This window comes from Chloroflexota bacterium, from assembly GCA_026389585.1.
Taxonomy (GTDB): domain Bacteria; phylum Chloroflexota; class Dehalococcoidia; order UBA2247; family RBG-13-53-26; genus JAPLHP01.
Genome location: JAPLHP010000022.1, coordinates 1 through 16,600, shown reverse-complemented (window position 1 = coordinate 16,600; position 16,600 = coordinate 1). Strand labels below are relative to the sequence as shown.

Genomic DNA, 16,600 nt, shown 5'->3' with positions numbered 1-16,600 from the left:
AGTTTGGAATGAACAAACGAATAGTGGGGGTGCTGCTCTGCCTGGCGCTGATGTTGTCGGCGCTGACCGGCGTTTTCTCTGCAGTCCCAGCACAGGCAGCAGCGTCAACAGAAATACACGTGGTCAAGGTTGGCCCTGATGGGATCACCATCATTGCCGAACAAACGATCACCGTTGCCACGATGGAGGCCACTCTGTCGGTCCAGGGTGACGGAACCACGCATTACTACTCGCAGGGGCCTACGTTCGTTCCGGCCAACCCATTGGATCCGGCCGAGACATTGAACCTGAAGGACAAGGGTGCCCTCAAAGGAACTGATGTCAAGGACCTCTGCCACCTGGTGGGTGATGCGGTGGCTGGTGACCAAATAGAGATCCGTGCCAATGACGGCTATGGTGAGTATTTCCAGTACCAGGACGTCTATACTCCGGAACCGGCGCAGGGCAAGTTCGTTGCCTGCTGGTGGGTGGATTATGGTGATGGACAAGGTGGGAAATATGTGCCCTCCTTCGCCGATGGCATACAGCTTGTCTTGTTCGCCCAGACCACCAATGGCGCCGGGCAGTACGTGTTCGGCCACCAGGATATGCATGACACGCTGCCTGAAGCTAACTGGCACTACTTCTACCAAGTCTATCCGGTCGGCGACCCCAACTTCCCCGGAATAAACTATCCTTCTGCCAATGGCCTCTCCGTAAAGAATATCTCCGAGATAGTTATACACCAGCAGGCGCCACCACAATGGCATCTACAACTGGCTGGTGCACTCAACGTCGATATCTCGCAGGCCGAGTTTGAGAACGGAGTGGCATGCCATGGTGCTGCCACCTGGACGGATCCCATTACCTCGGACAACTGGAGCGGCCTGCCGCTGTGGCTACTGGTGGGTGAGGTCGATGACGGCAACCAGCACGGGTCAGGTGCCTTCAACGATGCGCTGGCCGCTCATGGAGACTACAATGTCAAAGTCATCGCTTCTGACGGCTACAGCAAGACCTTCGCCAGCACACTTGTGGCCAACAACAACAACATATTTGTGGCTAACAAGCTGAATGGCAACTCACTTCCCTCGAACTATTACCCGCTCCGACTGGCGGGGCCCACCCTGACTGGGGGTCAGAAGGTTAGCAAGATTGTTGAGATAGAACTAATTTTCGTGCCCCGGCCCGATCTGGTGGTGACTGAAAAGCACGAGACTTGGGTGAATCCTGGCTCAACTTACACGGTGACCTATACCGTGAAGAACCAGGGTAATGCTGCCGCTGGCGCCAGCACCACGGAGATCACGGCAGATGGCGACCAGACAAAGACCATGGCATGTCCTGCCCTAGACATCGGCGCTACGTCCACGGTCACCACTGATGCGTTCAACTTCTCGAACCCGAATGACACCATCGTTGTCAAAGCAGACTCGACGAATGCTGTGGTTGAGAGCCTTGATGGCGAGAACAACAATACCCTGCAGAACGCGCTGACCTATCTAGTAGGGGTGGCTGTCAGCGTTACTGGCGAAAGCTACGAGGCCCATGCCAGCGTCGTTGACCAGGTGGTCAATCCGGCAGTGAGCTACGATCCTCTAACCTTTGCTGTAGAGGTGACGAACACAGGCCTGCTGGATGACAAGTACGAGTTGACGGTGGCGGACCAACTGGGCTGGACTCTGAAGCTTGACCCCAACGAGCTTTTCGTCATGGCGGCTGATCCGGACCAGGCCGAATATGCCGCCCTCAGCGTGACGGTTCCGCAGGATACCCTTGGAGGCGTGTCCAACCAGATTACGGTCACGGCCACCGGCAAGATGGCCAGCGAAAACGGCGTCGTGATCGGACCCATAGGGTCGTACACCATCACCGTTACGACTGGGGTAGTCAACTCTGTGCAGATTGAGCTGCTGCCTGGCACTACTGAGCCACAGACTGGTGCTCCCGGTAGCCCCATCTCCTGGCTTGCTGTGGTGAAGAATACTAGCAATGTTGGCAATTCATTCAGACTGGCAGTGACAGAGACCATTACCGGCAAGAGTAGCTTCAGCGCCCACGATACCTGGAGCCCGACGTTCAGTCCGGATCCTGGAGCGATACCGATAGCGGCGCTGACGAAGTGGACGTCCTACCTGAAGGTGACTGTTCCTGCAGATGCCAAGACCTCAGAATGGAACGAGTTCGCCATTACTATTACAGGGACTGGCTGTTCTGACACCTACGTGGTCAAGGCTCATGCATTGGAGCCCGGCCCCAGGCTGCCTGAGGGCGCTGTCGAGGTGTCCGTAGAGGACGAGGTTGTGGCCATAGATTGCTTGGGTACCATGTCCTACGACTTCGGCGTGATGCAGGAGGGGACCACGAAATCAACGCCAACTGACAACTATTTCACGATCAGGAACACAGGAAACGTTGCGGAGAACATATTAGTCCGCGGTCAGGATGCCCTGAGTATGCCTGGCGAGCCCAGCGCGAAGTGGGTCATTGCCCCTGTCCCAGGGCTTGACCAGTTTACGATGGTGTTGAACCCCCATAGCGGTGTAGCGACAAGCCTGGACAACACTACCCTGGGCAAGCAGATTTGGACGGCTGTTTCTCCGAGTGCTGAAGTGCAATATGGCCTGACGCTCTGGACGCCGACAGCTATAAGCACGCCAGCCAGGATGTGGATGCGAATCATGATCTACGTCGTAGCCTCATAGGGCACCTAGTTGAACGCTCTAAAGGGAAACGATTAAGGTCAAAGAATCGGTGGAGGGGGTGCGCCCCCTCCACCATTCCTCACTTTTATGAGACGGTCTGTAGGTGATAAAGAGGAGCCCTTGCTGGATGAATGGATTCATGTGGGCGCGGAGCAGCCTGTCTTGAGTGTTTCTGAGGGCCTTAAAGAGTCTATTGCGTCAAGAGATGTTGACTTCGTTCAGAAAAACGAGAGACTGTAGATTGGGGGGAGATCTGACAATGGACTACAAGCGATCTTTGAAACCGACCTGGAGAGCCCTGGGGGCATTCTCCGTTATTGCTATGTGTCTTGTTTTGACTCTTGTGTCGATACCATCCGCGCTGGCCACAGATAATGATACTGCGGGCCAAGGGGGAGCCAGCCTGGCACCGGCAGAGTTTACGGTGCGTTCTGTGCCCCTGCAGGAGTCTTCATATACCATTCCCCAAAACCTGATTGTGAAAAACAACGAGAACGAGGCATATCTCTTTTCGGTATCTGCGGAGATTCCTCCTGAAGATTCGGTGAGGGAGGGATATCAACCCATCCCAAATAAAGATTGGGTCTATCCCACTCCCTCATCATCGTTTGTGGTGGAGGCCCATTCTTATGCCGTATTCCAGCTTTCCATTCAGATGCCCCCAGAAGAACAGTACACCGGAGAGAAGTGGGAGGTGTGGATAGCCGTGGAGAGAGTCGAGGCCCAGTCAGAGATGATCAGCTCGGTGATGGTCTCTCGGATGAAGATTTTGACTGCTGATGAGGTTTCTGCGCCGGGGGGCGGCATCACAAGAGGGGTATATTACCTCTGGTATGTTGGTCTGGGGGCAGGGTTGGCACTCCTGGCTTTGTTTATTGCTCTGCTTGTGTGGAGGAGAAGGCGGAGAGGGGGAAACGAGTCGGCTTAAGCAGAATCCGAGGAAACTGAAAGGTGGCTTCTGGCACTGGGTAGACTGTTCCGGCCCGGCACGGCCAGTGGTCGTAGCTGGTACTGATGTCTATGGTTGCCGAAATAGCTATCAGAGGATAATGAGGCGTGTTGAGCCCACCAGCAAACGCTGATGGGTATTTCAAAGAGCAGAGCCTTGCCCCTAGCTCATACCTTTGGCCTGTTGTTATTTACTAAAATGGGGTTGTGAGGGAACGAGACGAGAAGGAAGACCACAGGTCTGGCACTCTGCTTGGCTCTTGTGCTCATGGTGTTACTGCCTTTGGTCGTCGCGCCACGAGCAGCGGTCGCGGCTGGCCCGACAACCTCGCTGACGGTGACCAAGTACGATGCTCACGGTAACGTCCTCGGTACCCAAACCGTTACCTACCAGTGGATGGAAACTAACCTGCCTGTATATGGTGATGGGATGACCCACTACTACTGTGAGGGACCTAACTTTGATCCCAGTAGAACCCCTGAGACTCTGTGGGATCCTAGTGAGACGGGGAACATAGACAGCCGGGACTATGGGGCGGCCAAGGGGACCGACGTCAAAGACCTGTGCAACCTTGTTGGCGGGGCGTCGCCAGGTGACACGATTATAGTCAAGGCCATCGATAACTTCAGCGAGTTGTTTGACTATGAGAATGTCTATACCCCTCAGCCAGGGCAAGGCAAGATGGTCGTCACCTGGTACAATGCCACCTTTGGCGGCTACGTGCCAGCCTACAGTACGGGGATGCGCCTTCTCTTCTTTGCCGAGACCCTTAACGCGCAGGGGAAGCATGTCTTTGGCGACTGGGACATGCATGAGACCCTACCCGCGTCACGCTGCTATTTCTTCTATAATGGGAAGTTCTGGCCTTCCAGCGGCGGACTCTCCGTGCAAGTGGTCTCCAACATAGATATCTACCAGCCCAACCTGATCTCGTGCGATGCCTCCGGCAGCCCGAAGGAGAGTTTCGCACCTGGCGAGACGGTGTATGTGAAGGGGCTGGCGCTGGCGACAAACACCAGCTACAAGATCTGGGTTCAGAATGAACCGGTGGTGGCTTTGCCGCCAGGGGGATACGGGGTACCGGGGACGGTAGGGCATGATCAGATCATTGCTGGTGAGGATCCCTCGGGCGCCGAAGAGGCGGTCACCACCGATGGCAATGGTGATTTTGCTCCCTTGGTCATCTGGAATATTGCTCTTTCGGCTACTACCCCCAGCAAGTATGACATCGTTGCCGATAACCAAGCTCAAGGGACAATTGGAACCTTTGGATCCAAAGATGCCATCGATTCCCCTGGTTGGGAGGGCTTCATCATCGCTGTTCCCCCCACACAACCCCCTGTCGCTGCTTTCGGAGCTGACATGGTCAGCGGCACTGCACCGCTTACTGTGAACTTCACGGACCAGTCGACAGAGAATCCAACGGCCTGGGCCTGGGATTTCAATAATGACGGCGCAGTGGACAGCACCATCCAGAACCCGTCCCATATCTACAGCGCTGCCGGAACCTACACCGTGAAGCTCACGGCAACGAACGACGCGGGGAGCGACTCTGAAGTGAAAACCGACTATATCATTGTGACTGCACCACCGTTGCCAGTGGCCGCCTTTACTGCTGATGTGTTCAGCGGCACCGCGCCACTCACCGTCCAATTAAGCGACCAGTCAACCGGGTATCCGACGACCTGGGCCTGGGATTTCGACAATGACAGCACAGTGGATAGCACCGCTCAGAATCCCAGCCATACCTACGATGCCGCTGGTACGTACACCGTGAAGCTCACGGTGACGAACACGGCGGGCAGCGATTCTGCGGTGAAGACGGACTACGTTATGGTGACAACTCCCACCATGGGGCTGCTCTGGGGGCCGTACCTCACGGGAACCACCACGACCGGGACGGTAGTGAATGTGAAGACCACTCTGGCCACCACCGTGACGGTTCAGTACGCGACCGAGGCGGAGTATACTGCCAGCAGTACGTATGACCTCACGGCCACCGATGGCACAAACACGCAGCTCCATCACGTCGCGTTGTCAGGGCTCGATCCGAACACTGTCTACCACTACCGGGTTCTATACGGTACGGAATCTACCGCTGACTTCCACTTCAGCACTTTCCCCACCTCCGGCCCGTTCAACTTCGTGGTTCTCAGTGACACCCAGGACCAGTTGCCCCTCTTCAGTCAGTCGGAGAGGTTTAAGCTGGTGGCCGACAGCATTGCCGCCCAGCCCGATGTGGCCTTCGTGCTGATTACCGGCGACCTGGTGAACGATGGCAGCGATCTGGCCAACTGGAACCGGTTCTTCGATGCCGGCCGCCTGATGCTGGCGAACACCACGGCGTACACAGCGTTGGGCAACCATGAGGAGAACGACGCTCTTTACTATGATATCTTCGGCCTTCCGGCCTACTATTCCTTCGACTGTGGCGATGCCCACTTCACGGTGCTGGATAGTAACACGGATATTTCCGCCCAGACGACGTGGCTGGAGAGTGACCTTGATACTGGCCAAACATGGAAATTCGTCATGTTCCACCACCCGCTCTACACCTCGGACACCAATCACTTTGGCGGCTGGGCAAATCTCAGGGCGGAATGGGAGGGGTTGTTTCAGACATACGGTGTTGATGCTGTGTGGAACGGCCAAGTCCATGCCTACGAAAGATACCTGGAGAACGGCATCCAGTATATGGTGATGGGGACAGGCGGAGCGCCGCTCGTCCAGTTGAGCGGCGAGAAATACGATGGCTACCAGAACAGCCTGGAGAACAGCCTGGCCTATGCCAAGGTGACCGTTGACCCCTCCGCTGGGACGTCCACGACGCAGGTTGTCCGGGTCGCGGACGTTTCTCTCGACAACGCGGAGGTGACAACGCTATACCCGCAGAATACGGTCTTTGAGACCATAGTGCTGACCCGTGTCGAGCAGGATGACAGTGCCAGCTCATTTACCCACTGGATGAAAGCCCACTATATCCCAGTTGGGGTGGGTATTGTCGTAATAACAGCTTCGATCGTTGGTGTCACAGTCGGAATCAAAGCGAGAAGGAAACCCCAATGAAACAAGTCTGGCTGGCATTTGGGGGCACTGAGCCAAATGGAACCGTTCGGGACTGGCAGGAGGCAGGATCATGACGAAGAAGACGCTTCAGCCGGTGCCGGGTATCTTCTTCTTGCTGCTGGCTCTGCTGATGCAAGTATTCCCGGTGTCTTCGGCGCTGGCAGCCGGAGCAACGTCATCTGTGCATATTGTGAAGTATGCAAATGACAACGTCACGGTAGTTGCTGAGAAGACCGTAAGCTATCAGTGGATGGAAGATAATCTGCCGATACGTGGGGACGGCACGACGCACTACTATCAGCAAGGGCCCACCTTCGACCCTGATAACCTCTGGGACCCGAATGAAACGGTCAACCTTAAGGACAAGGGTGCGGTGATGGGCACCAGCATCAAGGATCTCTGCGATCTGGTCGGAGCGATGGAATCCGGGGATGAAGTGATGTTGTGCGCGGTTGATGGCTGGCAGATAAAATTTAAGTACGCCAATGTCTATGAACCGGAGGACAGGCAGGGGGCAATTGCCTTGTGCTGGTACAACGGTGAGGATGCCAAGGAGGGCGAACGGTATGGAGAAGGCTATCCCGGCAACAATGGGTACCGCACCGCCCTCCAGATCGTCATCATGGCCGAGACCACGAACTCTGAGGGCAAATACGTCTTTGGCAATTCCGACATGCTGGCTGTCATGCCAGCCGAAGAGGGATACTCGCATTTCTACCGCGACTCTGAGGGCTTTTGGCCGAGCACAAATGGCCTGGCAGGAAAGTGGATCGACAGGATGATCATATACCCCAGCGGCACCTCGCCTGAAATTCCCGATTCTGACACAGATACAACGACCACCGAGACATCGAACAAGATACCGTGGGTTCCCATAGGACTGGGGGGCGGCGGGTTGGCGCTCGTTGGGCTGTCTGTCTATTTCGTTACTAGAAAGAAGGACTTGCCCAGTCCTCCGACGGAAGGGGTCTAGTTACCATGTCTGAACAGAAACAAGAATCGAAGAAAAGACAGACCGGCAGGCTCCGTAAGGCTATGCCTGTCTTTATTGTGGGCCTGCTCTGTATCGTGGCTGCGATAGTGGTGTACGCGCATCCCTGGCAGAATGCTTCTGAGGCTGACATTGAGTGGAACCTGACGCTCATAGGCAGTAGTGGCGATAATGTGACTCTCAGCCTTGATGACATCAAGGCCATGAAATCCACGACGGCTCAGGGGGGCTTCTTTACCACCACCGGGGTGATAAATGGACCGTATGACGTCAAGGGTGTCAGCATTGAGGATGTCTGTGATCTGGTAGGAGGAATGGGGCTTTCGGATCTGGTGTTTGTATCGGCCACCGATGGATACTCGTCAGTCTTTGATTATGATCAGGTTAGTGGTAATCTTCCTACCTATGATCCGGTAACCCTGAAAGAAATGCCGCACGAGAAGCTGGGATTGACGCTCATATATGAACAGGATGGGAAACCGCTTTCTTATGACGATGGGAAACCAGTGAGACTGGCCGTGGTTGGCAGCGAAAACCTTCTGACTGAGGGGTTCTACTGGGTCAAGTGGGTGGACCGAATAGAGGTCATCCACCAGGATTAGCTTTGTTGTTGAGAAAGCCTGTGTGCAGTGCCAAAGCCAAAGCGGTCGGATTGCTTATCCTCCTGCTGCTGATTGGTCCAATTGTCAGTGCCACTTCCTGCACCCCGGGTCGTACCCAACTGAAGATCATCTGCGCCGGCAGCCTGATAGTGCCCTTCCAGGAGATGGAGAAGGAATTTGAGGCCGTTCACCCTGATATTGATGTGGTGGTGGAGGGCCACGGCAGCATCCAGGTGATCAGGTATGTAACGGAACTTGCCACTGAGGCGGATGTAGTGGCTGTGGCCGACTACTCACTAATACCAATGATGATGTATGACAATCAGGTTCCCGGCACCAGCCAGAGCTACGCGGATTGGTATGTGAAGTTTGCCACCAATCGTTTGGGGCTGGCCTACACCAACAAGAGCAAGTATGCATATCGAATCAATGCCACAAACTGGTATGACATTCTCTCAGGGACTGATATCAAAGTCGGCGTTCCTAACCCGCTTATAGACTCTTGCGGGTACAGAGCTCTCATGATGTGCCAGCTTGCCGAGGCCTACTATGGTGATGAGGCCATCTTTGAGAGCGTAATGGGCAGTTTCTCCCCGCCGGTCACAGTGAGTGATAACATTGACACCCATGTCATTTCGGTGCCTGAGGTGTTGAAGCCAACAAAGGTCACCATTAGAGGTTCGAGTGTGGTGCTCCTGGGTCTTCTAGAGTCAGGTGACCTGGATTACTCCTTTGAGTATGAGAGTGTGGCGAGGCAGCACGGGCTGGGATTTGTGGAGCTGCCACCAGAGATCGACCTTAGTTCTCAAAACTTCGCCGATGTGTATAGTCATGTCATGGTCAGGCTGGATTTTCAAAGGTTTGCCTCTGTCATACCTGAGTTTCGCGGAGAGCCGATAGTATATGCTCTAACGATCCCGTCGAACTCGTCACACCCGGAGGCGGCGGCCGAGTTTGTGGAATTCCTTCTGGGCACCGAAGGGCAGAGAGTGATGTCGGAGGACTATCAACCAACGCTGGTGCCGGCAGAAGTTGATAACCCGGCCAACTTACCTTCCAGGCTCAGAACACTGCTCGCGGAACAATGATGGAGCGCCGAGCAGCCCCCGGTCTGCGTATCAACGACCTGTGGCGAAGTCAGTACCGAAAAATGCCTGCAGAGATTGATCACCATAGGGAGGAGAATCATGTTTAGAAGCCGTTCTTGGGTAAGACCTGATACCATGACTATCGTATTCATCCTGCTAAGCCTTTTTATCCTTTTCTTCATCTTCGCTCCCATCATTAAAACGGTGGTCTCCTCATCACCAGGAACGCTGTGGGATACCCTGCTTGATGATTCCGTTTACTCGTCCATTATGCTCACCGTTTGGGCGGGTCTGCTGGCCACTCTCATAGGGCTGGTCCTCGGTGTGCCCCTGGCCTATCTCTTGGCGCGGCGACAGTTTTGGGGAAAGGGATTCTTGGAGGCACTGATTGATGTTCCGATTGTCATTCCTCATTCTGCTGCTGGTATTGCTCTTCTCTTCGTTTTTGGAAGGCAGTTTTTGCTGGGCAAGCTATTTGGTCATGTGGGAATTACGTTTGTTGACAGCCTGGCCGGGGTGGTCATTGCTATGATATTTGTCAGCGTTCCTTTCCTTATTGACTCAGCGAGGGATGCCTTCAAGACTGTCGATGTCAGGCTGGAAAAGGTGGCTCGTACCCTGGGTGCGTCGCCATGGCGGACATTCTGCCGGGTTTCTCTGCCTCTTGCCTGGAGAGGCATATTCTCTGGCTCGGTCATGATGTGGGCCAGGGCCATGAGCGAATTCGGTGCTGTGCTCATCCTGGCGTATTACGTGCCTTTTATTGGTGGGTCCCAGACAGTTGCACCTATACTGGTGGCCGATCGCTTCTCCGGTTTGGGGCTGGACTATGCCAGGCCGGTTGCTGCTCTGGTTATCCTTGTATCGCTGGTAATGTTTCTCTTGCTGAGAATTGTGGCCCTCAGGGGTAACAAGCATGATTAAGGTCAGCCACCTGAAGGTTCAGGTAGGCAACTTCCTTCTTCAGGATGTCAATCTCGATGTTGATTCGGGCGAGTACTTTATTGTCCTGGGGCCTACCGGTGCAGGAAAGACTGTGCTTCTGGAAGCCATAGCCGGACTTTATCCCCTTCTTGAGGGAACAATCACGATTAATGGCAGGGATGTTACCAGGCTTGGGCCCGAGAAGAGGGGTATTGTCATTGTCTATCAGGATCAAGCCCTTTTCCCACACCTTTCAGTGGCGGAGAATGTAGCATTTGGGCTCAAATCAAAGAGGTATTCCAGGAGCGAGATAGCAACCAGGATAACTGATATTGCTGAGGTGCTCGGCGTTGCTGATTTGTTGCGAAGAAGGCCAGCTACTCTGAGCGGGGGAGAGAAACAAAAAGTGGCCTTGGCTCGTGCGTTGGTCACCGAGCCTGATGCGCTCTTGCTCGATGAGCCACTGAGTGCTCTGGACCCACAGACGAAGGAGAGAATGCAACGGGAGTTGATGGAGATTCATCGGCGATTGGGTGTCAGCGTGATCCATGTTACCCATGACTTCGAGGAGGCCATAACCCTGGGGGACCGGGTTGCTGTGGTGAACCAGGGTGAAATAGTCCAGGTGGGGACGCCTGGGGATATCCTGCGTCGCCCGAAGTCGGAGTTCGTGGCTAATTTTGCCCTGTCGCAGAATGTCTTCTCTGGTGAAGCCAAGGATGATCATGGTAACAATGTCACAGTTGACATTGGTGGTGTGCAGGTTGTGGTAATGACGGCGTTGCGAGGAATGGTCCACGTTTCGGTCCGCCCGGAGGACATCTTTATCTCCGGGACACCTCTTGGGTCCATTGAGCAGAATACCTTTGATGGTGTTATCACCGACGTCGTGGATAGAGGGGCGGTGATCTATGTCAGGGTCAATGTACCTCCGGATTTCGTTTGCCTTGCTACTCGACAGTCATTCGGAGAACTGAACTTATCAAAAGGGGAGAGAGTGTGGATCGCCTTCAAGACTGCGGCGGCACACGTTTTCTAGGCAGGATTGCAGCAATGGTTATCCATTGTGCTGCAAGCACCTGAAGGATGCCCCGGGCTTGTTCGACACAATGAGTGATGCGTTCTTGTGTTTCTTTGATTGCCCTAGTCGATGGCAATCATCACGCTGGAGGCTTTGATGACGGCGTAGACCTCCTTGCCCCTCTTCAGTTGCAGGTTCTTGGCAGATTCCTTGGTGATGACTGCCACCAGTTCAATCTTGCCAGGCAATTGCAGGGTGACTTCCGCATTTACCACTCCCGGCTTGACTGACTTGACCTTGCCTTTCAGAACGTTGCGAGCACTCAGTTTCATGTTTTGCTCCTTTTCTCCCGAAAATCATAACTGGAGTGCCGGGACTTAGCCTCTGCTGCTTGCTTGCCCCAGCCTCTGTAAGCGTATGTTAAATCGTGTCAGATAAGTTGTCAATAGCGCTAGTCTGTCCTTAATCCGTGGATTACTTCGCGTTAATGTCATGCCCGTGCCCTTCCATGGATTGCCGCGCCTTCTCCTCTCTCGGCTTGGAGAATGGCTCGCAATGACAACTTCACTTTTATGTCATTCCCACGAACGTGGGAATCCAGGAGGGGATATCTGCAATTCCCTCTCCCTTGGATGGGAGAGGGCCAGGGTGAGGGTGAGGTTCACCCCTCCCTCTAACTCCCTCCCGCCAGGGGAGGGAGAATGGGTGGATTCCCGCTTCCGCGGGAATGACACAGTGGGCAATATGAGGACGACAGCCACGCGTTGCCCCGTCGTAGGGGGCGGTTTTCAAACCGCCCCGAGAGGGCTGAACCCACCCCAACGCCTTTCCTTGAGGGCGCATAGCCCATGGTTCATAGCTCATGGGCGCCTGGATTCCCGTTTGCACGGGAATGACATGGTGTGGGGCGGTTCGCGAACCACCCCTGCGATGTGAGGAACGATACTAACACGAAGAGTAATCCACGGATTTGGGCCTGTGCGGTTACGATAGCAGCTCAACTTCTTGGGGCTGGCCTGGTCCCATAACGGCGTGATAGAAGTCCATTGCTGACCAGGGCCTGAAAACCTGGAGTAGCGGTGGCCTGTTGCTCTGCATTAATCTTGCTGCTATAGTTATGATTTTGGAGAAAGGGATCTAGGTAGCAAAGTTGCTTGTCTGGTTAGAAATATCTAAGTTGGCCACCCCGTTCCCCGTGAGTGATCCTGCAACATGAGATTATTCTGGCTGGCATTAGCCATCACGCTGGTCCTGGGTTTAATTGGGTCTGTCGTGGTGGTGGTGATAAAGGTGCCCGACATGGCTGTTGCTATGCCTATCATGGCAGCGGCATTGGCTGTGGCCCTTCAGAAGTACACTGCCAGCTTCTTTGGTTATTTCGTTATCAATTTCTCCAAGATATATGCGCCGGGTGACAGAATCCGGATAGGTAATACTAAAGGCGATGTGCGTTGGGTGGGTTTTATACATACTACCCTGGAGGAGGTGGGGGAAGATGAGAAACTGGGGGGTGAGCTCACCGGCAGGATACTGCATGTTCCAAACCTGGTGATCCTGGACCAACCGGTGCTGAATTATTCCAAGGATTACTCAGTGCGTCAGAAGGCGATTACCTCTGACTATATGTTTGATGAGGTGCGTATTCCCATCACTGTTGACAGCAATGTGAATAGGGCGACTGAACTTCTCGAAAGCATCCTGAAGTCTCAGGATGAGGTATACCTTAACGAGGCTCGCCAGATGTTCCAGAATGGCTATCCCAAGTTCTTAGACGAAGCCATGAGCGGTCCCCGTGTGCTGATACATGTGGAGCCCCATCAAATCTGGATCAAGGGTAAGTTTGTGGCCCCGGTCCGGCAGCGTAACCAGTTGAAAAGTAAGATCCTGTTGGAGTTTCTAGATCACGTCAAAGCTAGCCCTGACGTGAGACTCGCCTAGTGGTGGTAACTCCATCTCTTTCGGTTTTCGATCTCTTCTTTTGCCTTCATGATTTGGCTTCGGATTGAGAGGAGATTTCAGCCTATTTTACTCTTTCTACCTTCAGGAGGTTAGTGGTGCCATGAATGCCTATTGGAATGCCGGCCGTAATGACGATCAGATCCCCTCTCTTGGCGGTCCCAGTCTTCAGGCTTAAGCTCACCCCCAGGGCAAAGAGCTCGTGCACAGTAGCGGGCTCGGGCACCTCATAGGGATATACTCCCCAGGATAGAAGGAGTCTCCTTTTCTGTTTGGGGCTTGGTGTAGCTGCCAGAATGGGAATCCCCGGGCGGTACTTGGCTACGCGTCTGGCTGTGCTGCCTGACATGGTGAAGGCAACAATAGCCGCTGCTCCCAGTTGATGAGCGGTGTGACACGCAGCATAACTGATGGCGTCATCCGTCTGGGGTTCGAGGTCTGCTCCCTTATCGAGCATGATCTTGCCGTACGGGAGGACGGCCTCTATCTCTAGAGCGACTTTTGTCATTACCTTCACTGCTTCTACCGGGTAGCGGCCTATGGCAGTCTCCCCTGAGAGCATGATGGCATCGGTACCGTCAAAAATGGAGTTGGCTATGTCGGTGACCTCAGCGCGAGTAGGGAAGGGCGAATTCACCATGGACTCCAGCATCTGGGTGGCGGTGATCACCGGCTTTCCTACACGGTTGCACTTCCTGATGACTTCCTTCTGAACCAAAGGGACTTTCTCCACGGGTATCTCGATCCCCAGGTCGCCACGTGCCACCATGAGACCGTCTGCCACTGCCAGTATATCGTCGAGGTTCTGGCAGGCCTCCCATTTCTCGATCTTGGCAATCAGTGGGATGTCTATCCCTCTATCCTTCAGGAGCCTTCTCATTCGGAGGATATCCTCCGGCTCTCGAACAAAGGAAAGGGCGGCAAAGTCCACCCCGTGCTCCACGCCGAAGAGCAGGTCTTTGAGATCGACTTCCATGAAAGGGGGTATTCTCAGGTTCACTCCAGGTACATTGATGCCCTTCTCCCATTCCAGGATGCCTCCAATAAGGACGCGGCACCTCACGTCCGTTGAAGTCTTATCCAGTACCTCCAGCTTTATGGCCCCATCGTTCAGGAAGATGATATTCCCTGGCTTCACGTTCTCGGAGAGGCCGGGCAGGTTTACACTCACCCTGTGCTTATCGCCGTCAACCTTTCTGGTGGTGAGAGTGAAATCATCACCCTCCCTGAGAGTAACCGCTTTCTCCTTGAGTTTGCCTGTCCTTATCTTTGGACCGGGCAGGTCCTGGAGAATGGCTATCGGAACATTGAGCTGTGAGGCCGTGTCTCTAATGGCACGGATATATTCGGCATGTTCCTTGCGGGTTCCATGGGAGAAGTTGAGGCGGGCTATGTTCATGCCCGCCTGGATAAGCCTCTTGATTTTGGCAGGCGAACCACTGGCTGGCCCGATGGTGCAGACTATCTTAGTTCGTCGGCTCAGGTTCATGATTTGTTCACCTCTGAATCCTTGCACCCCTTCAAGCCCGTGTCTCCTACATGCACCACGTCATAACCCGATTGGCGTAATTCCATGGCAACCCGAGGAGGGATATTTTCATCCAGCAGGAGCTTAAGGCTCATCTAATCCCTTCCACCTCAAGTATCCCCACCTCTTCCTGCGCCAATTCGGCAGCATACTCCAGGCAGGCAAGGATATCCTCTTTGGTCAGGTTGGGGTATTCCCCTAGTACGTCTTGTGCATTCATCCCGCCAGCCAGGAGATTAAGCACGACGTAGACGGGAATTCGGGTGCCCTTGATGGCCGGCTTACCATGCACAATCTCACGGTCTACGACAATTCGGTGCTGGTACTTCATTTCTCTTTACCTCCCTTCAACCCCGCCTTCCTATTGACAAGATCACAAATCGATGACTGAATGTATCACATGCGAGGCGGGAAACGCAATGGAGCCGGCGCCCCACGAGGCAACCTCAATCGCCTTACCCATGGGGCCAGGTCGGAGACTGTTCAGTCAGCCATCACCCGCGCGCTTCAAGACCCCAAGGGAAGAGCCAAGGTACTAGAGATCGTCCGACGCTATTCCCCACCATCACCGCAGGAGGCCTTGCACCAATGACCCCGCCGCTGGTTATTGGGAACCAGCGCATAAGGAGTATTATTCACAGGCTTTGGGCACTGCTGACTGATGGGAGGTATGAATATGGTGAAGGATGCGAAAGAAGCAGCCTTCGGGCTTCCGGCAGGCGGGGAAGCGAACTGCTGCAATGTTGAGGCGGTGGTCAGTGTGGATGAGCGGGGGCAGATGGTGCTGCCCAAGGACATTAGGGCTAAGGCCGGCATTAAGTCAGGCGACAAGCTGGCTATCATTGCCATGCGGCAGGATGGCAGGGTGTGCTGCCTTTCTTTGATTTCTTCCCATCCCATATCTTCTTTGGGTGGGATGATGCACTCAACATGATGCACTCAAATGTGTTTACAAAGGTGATTTCTGGGGCTAGAATAGATGCATCCTTGGGCGGTTGGCTCAGTGGTTAGAGCGCTTGCTTCACACGCAAGAGGTCACAGGTTCAAATCCTGTACTGCCCATTATTCATTTGCGTAGCAACGGATAGCTCATGATTGCTTGCATGAGCGAAAATGTTACGTAGGGTCAAAGCTATGTGAGACCCGGTTGCATCGGGCAGTATCCTCTCAATTAGTGGTGCAGAATTGTTCTAACGAAGCATACTACAAAATCACCTTCTATGGGAAGTATTTAATGCACTGGTTAATAAAAGCTTGGACTTCCCGATCAGTGACACAACCTTCGTTCGCCTTCTGGCAGAAGCCAATGCATTAGGGCGGCCAATTCCTGAACATCCACCGGTTACCACGAAGTGATCTTACCTGCTGGTACACTTGTTTTCATAATCATACTGCAATGTAGTGTGGGATACTTGTTCCAATGAGGAAGACGGCCCAGGGGCTGGTTCGTTGGCAAGCAAGGCATAGCTTCGAAAAACTTGAAGCACGTCTGATTTGGGAATATTATCATCTCTATCCCCAACTGTCAATACCCCCCTTTTTGTGCGTGAAATAGCCCTTTTCGGCCCAAAGACCACTTGACACACCGCTGATTGAGATGATAAGATAGGCCAAATTCCTGAAAGGTAGGTGCTATATGACAGACTTTGCGCCACGAGGAATCGGCGAATCATCCATGGATGACATTAACCGCCAAATGATGGTCGAATCATTTATGATAATGTTGCGGGGTGAACTGCGATCTCCGAACACCCTGAGGAGTTACGACCAGACCTTAAGGGTGTTCATTAA

14 protein-coding genes and 1 tRNA gene are annotated in these 16,600 nt (G+C 53.9%); 11 read left to right on the top strand and 4 right to left on the bottom strand.

Annotation, left to right across the window (positions count from 1 at the left end; all coding sequences use genetic code 11):
* Positions 1–8 precede the first annotated feature (8 nt).
* The 8 genes from NTZ04_01835 to NTZ04_01800 all read left to right on the top strand — a co-directional run bounded on the left by NTZ04_01835 (position 9) and on the right by NTZ04_01800 (position 11,343).
* A complete protein-coding gene (locus tag NTZ04_01835) occupies positions 9–2,684 on the top strand; it encodes a hypothetical protein (protein MCX5991063.1) in 2,676 nt (891 codons plus the stop codon).
* 259 nt (positions 2,685–2,943) lie between these two features.
* Positions 2,944–3,612 carry a hypothetical protein gene (locus tag NTZ04_01830; GenBank protein MCX5991062.1) on the top strand — a complete coding sequence of 223 codons (669 nt, stop codon included), beginning with the start codon at positions 2,944–2,946 and terminating at the stop codon, positions 3,610–3,612.
* Positions 3,613–3,915: 303 nt separating this feature from the next.
* Positions 3,916–6,699 (top strand): PKD domain-containing protein, encoded by a 2,784-nt coding sequence (locus tag NTZ04_01825; protein MCX5991061.1) that lies wholly within the window; start codon positions 3,916–3,918, stop codon positions 6,697–6,699.
* A gap of 70 nt (positions 6,700–6,769) precedes the next feature.
* Positions 6,770–7,672 (top strand): argininosuccinate synthase, encoded by a 903-nt coding sequence (locus NTZ04_01820; protein MCX5991060.1) that lies wholly within the window; start codon positions 6,770–6,772, stop codon positions 7,670–7,672.
* 5 nt (positions 7,673–7,677) lie between these two features.
* Positions 7,678–8,292, top strand: a complete 615-nt coding sequence (locus NTZ04_01815; GenBank protein MCX5991059.1) for a molybdopterin-dependent oxidoreductase — start codon at positions 7,678–7,680, stop codon at positions 8,290–8,292.
* 5 nt (positions 8,293–8,297) lie between these two features.
* Entirely contained in the window at positions 8,298–9,380 is a 1,083-nt protein-coding gene (gene wtpA / locus NTZ04_01810) for a tungstate ABC transporter substrate-binding protein WtpA (GenBank protein ID MCX5991058.1), read from the top strand.
* Between the two features lie 99 nt (positions 9,381–9,479).
* Positions 9,480–10,304, top strand: a complete 825-nt coding sequence (locus NTZ04_01805) for an ABC transporter permease (protein MCX5991057.1) — start codon at positions 9,480–9,482, stop codon at positions 10,302–10,304.
* Positions 10,297–11,343 carry an ABC transporter ATP-binding protein gene (locus tag NTZ04_01800; protein MCX5991056.1) on the top strand — a complete coding sequence of 349 codons (1,047 nt, stop codon included), beginning with the start codon at positions 10,297–10,299 and terminating at the stop codon, positions 11,341–11,343. The genes NTZ04_01805 and NTZ04_01800 overlap by 8 nt, the downstream gene beginning before the upstream one ends.
* 104 nt (positions 11,344–11,447) lie before the next feature.
* On the opposite strand, the gene NTZ04_01795 is transcribed toward NTZ04_01800, so the two are convergent.
* Positions 11,448–11,657 carry a TOBE domain-containing protein gene (locus NTZ04_01795; GenBank protein MCX5991055.1) on the bottom strand — a complete coding sequence of 70 codons (210 nt, stop codon included), beginning with the start codon at positions 11,655–11,657 and terminating at the stop codon, positions 11,448–11,450.
* An 880-nt stretch (positions 11,658–12,537) separates the two neighbouring features.
* Here NTZ04_01795 and NTZ04_01790 point away from each other — a divergent pair.
* Positions 12,538–13,263 carry a mechanosensitive ion channel gene (locus tag NTZ04_01790; protein MCX5991054.1) on the top strand — a complete coding sequence of 242 codons (726 nt, stop codon included), beginning with the start codon at positions 12,538–12,540 and terminating at the stop codon, positions 13,261–13,263.
* An 82-nt stretch (positions 13,264–13,345) separates the two neighbouring features.
* Here NTZ04_01790 and pyk read toward each other — a convergent pair whose 3' ends face one another.
* The 3 genes from pyk to NTZ04_01775 are packed head-to-tail and all read right to left on the bottom strand — an operon-like array spanning position 13,346 to position 15,140.
* The gene (gene pyk / locus NTZ04_01785) at positions 13,346–14,770 is read right to left on the bottom strand and encodes a pyruvate kinase (protein MCX5991053.1); all 1,425 of its coding nucleotides are present in this window, start codon (positions 14,768–14,770) and stop codon (positions 13,346–13,348) included.
* Entirely contained in the window at positions 14,767–14,904 is a 138-nt protein-coding gene (locus NTZ04_01780) for a DUF5615 family PIN-like protein (GenBank protein ID MCX5991052.1), read from the bottom strand. The genes pyk and NTZ04_01780 overlap by 4 nt, the downstream gene beginning before the upstream one ends.
* Complete coding sequence (locus NTZ04_01775) at positions 14,901–15,140, bottom strand: DUF433 domain-containing protein (GenBank protein MCX5991051.1); 240 nt, start codon at positions 15,138–15,140, stop codon at positions 14,901–14,903. The genes NTZ04_01780 and NTZ04_01775 overlap by 4 nt, the downstream gene beginning before the upstream one ends.
* Positions 15,141–15,485: 345 nt before the next feature.
* Between NTZ04_01775 and NTZ04_01770 the strand changes: the two genes are divergently transcribed.
* The gene (locus tag NTZ04_01770) at positions 15,486–15,743 is read left to right on the top strand and encodes an HgcAB-associated protein (protein ID MCX5991050.1); all 258 of its coding nucleotides are present in this window, start codon (positions 15,486–15,488) and stop codon (positions 15,741–15,743) included.
* Positions 15,744–15,798: 55 nt separating this feature from the next.
* Positions 15,799–15,871, top strand: a tRNA-Val gene (locus NTZ04_01765).
* Positions 15,872–16,600: the final 729 nt, after the last annotated feature.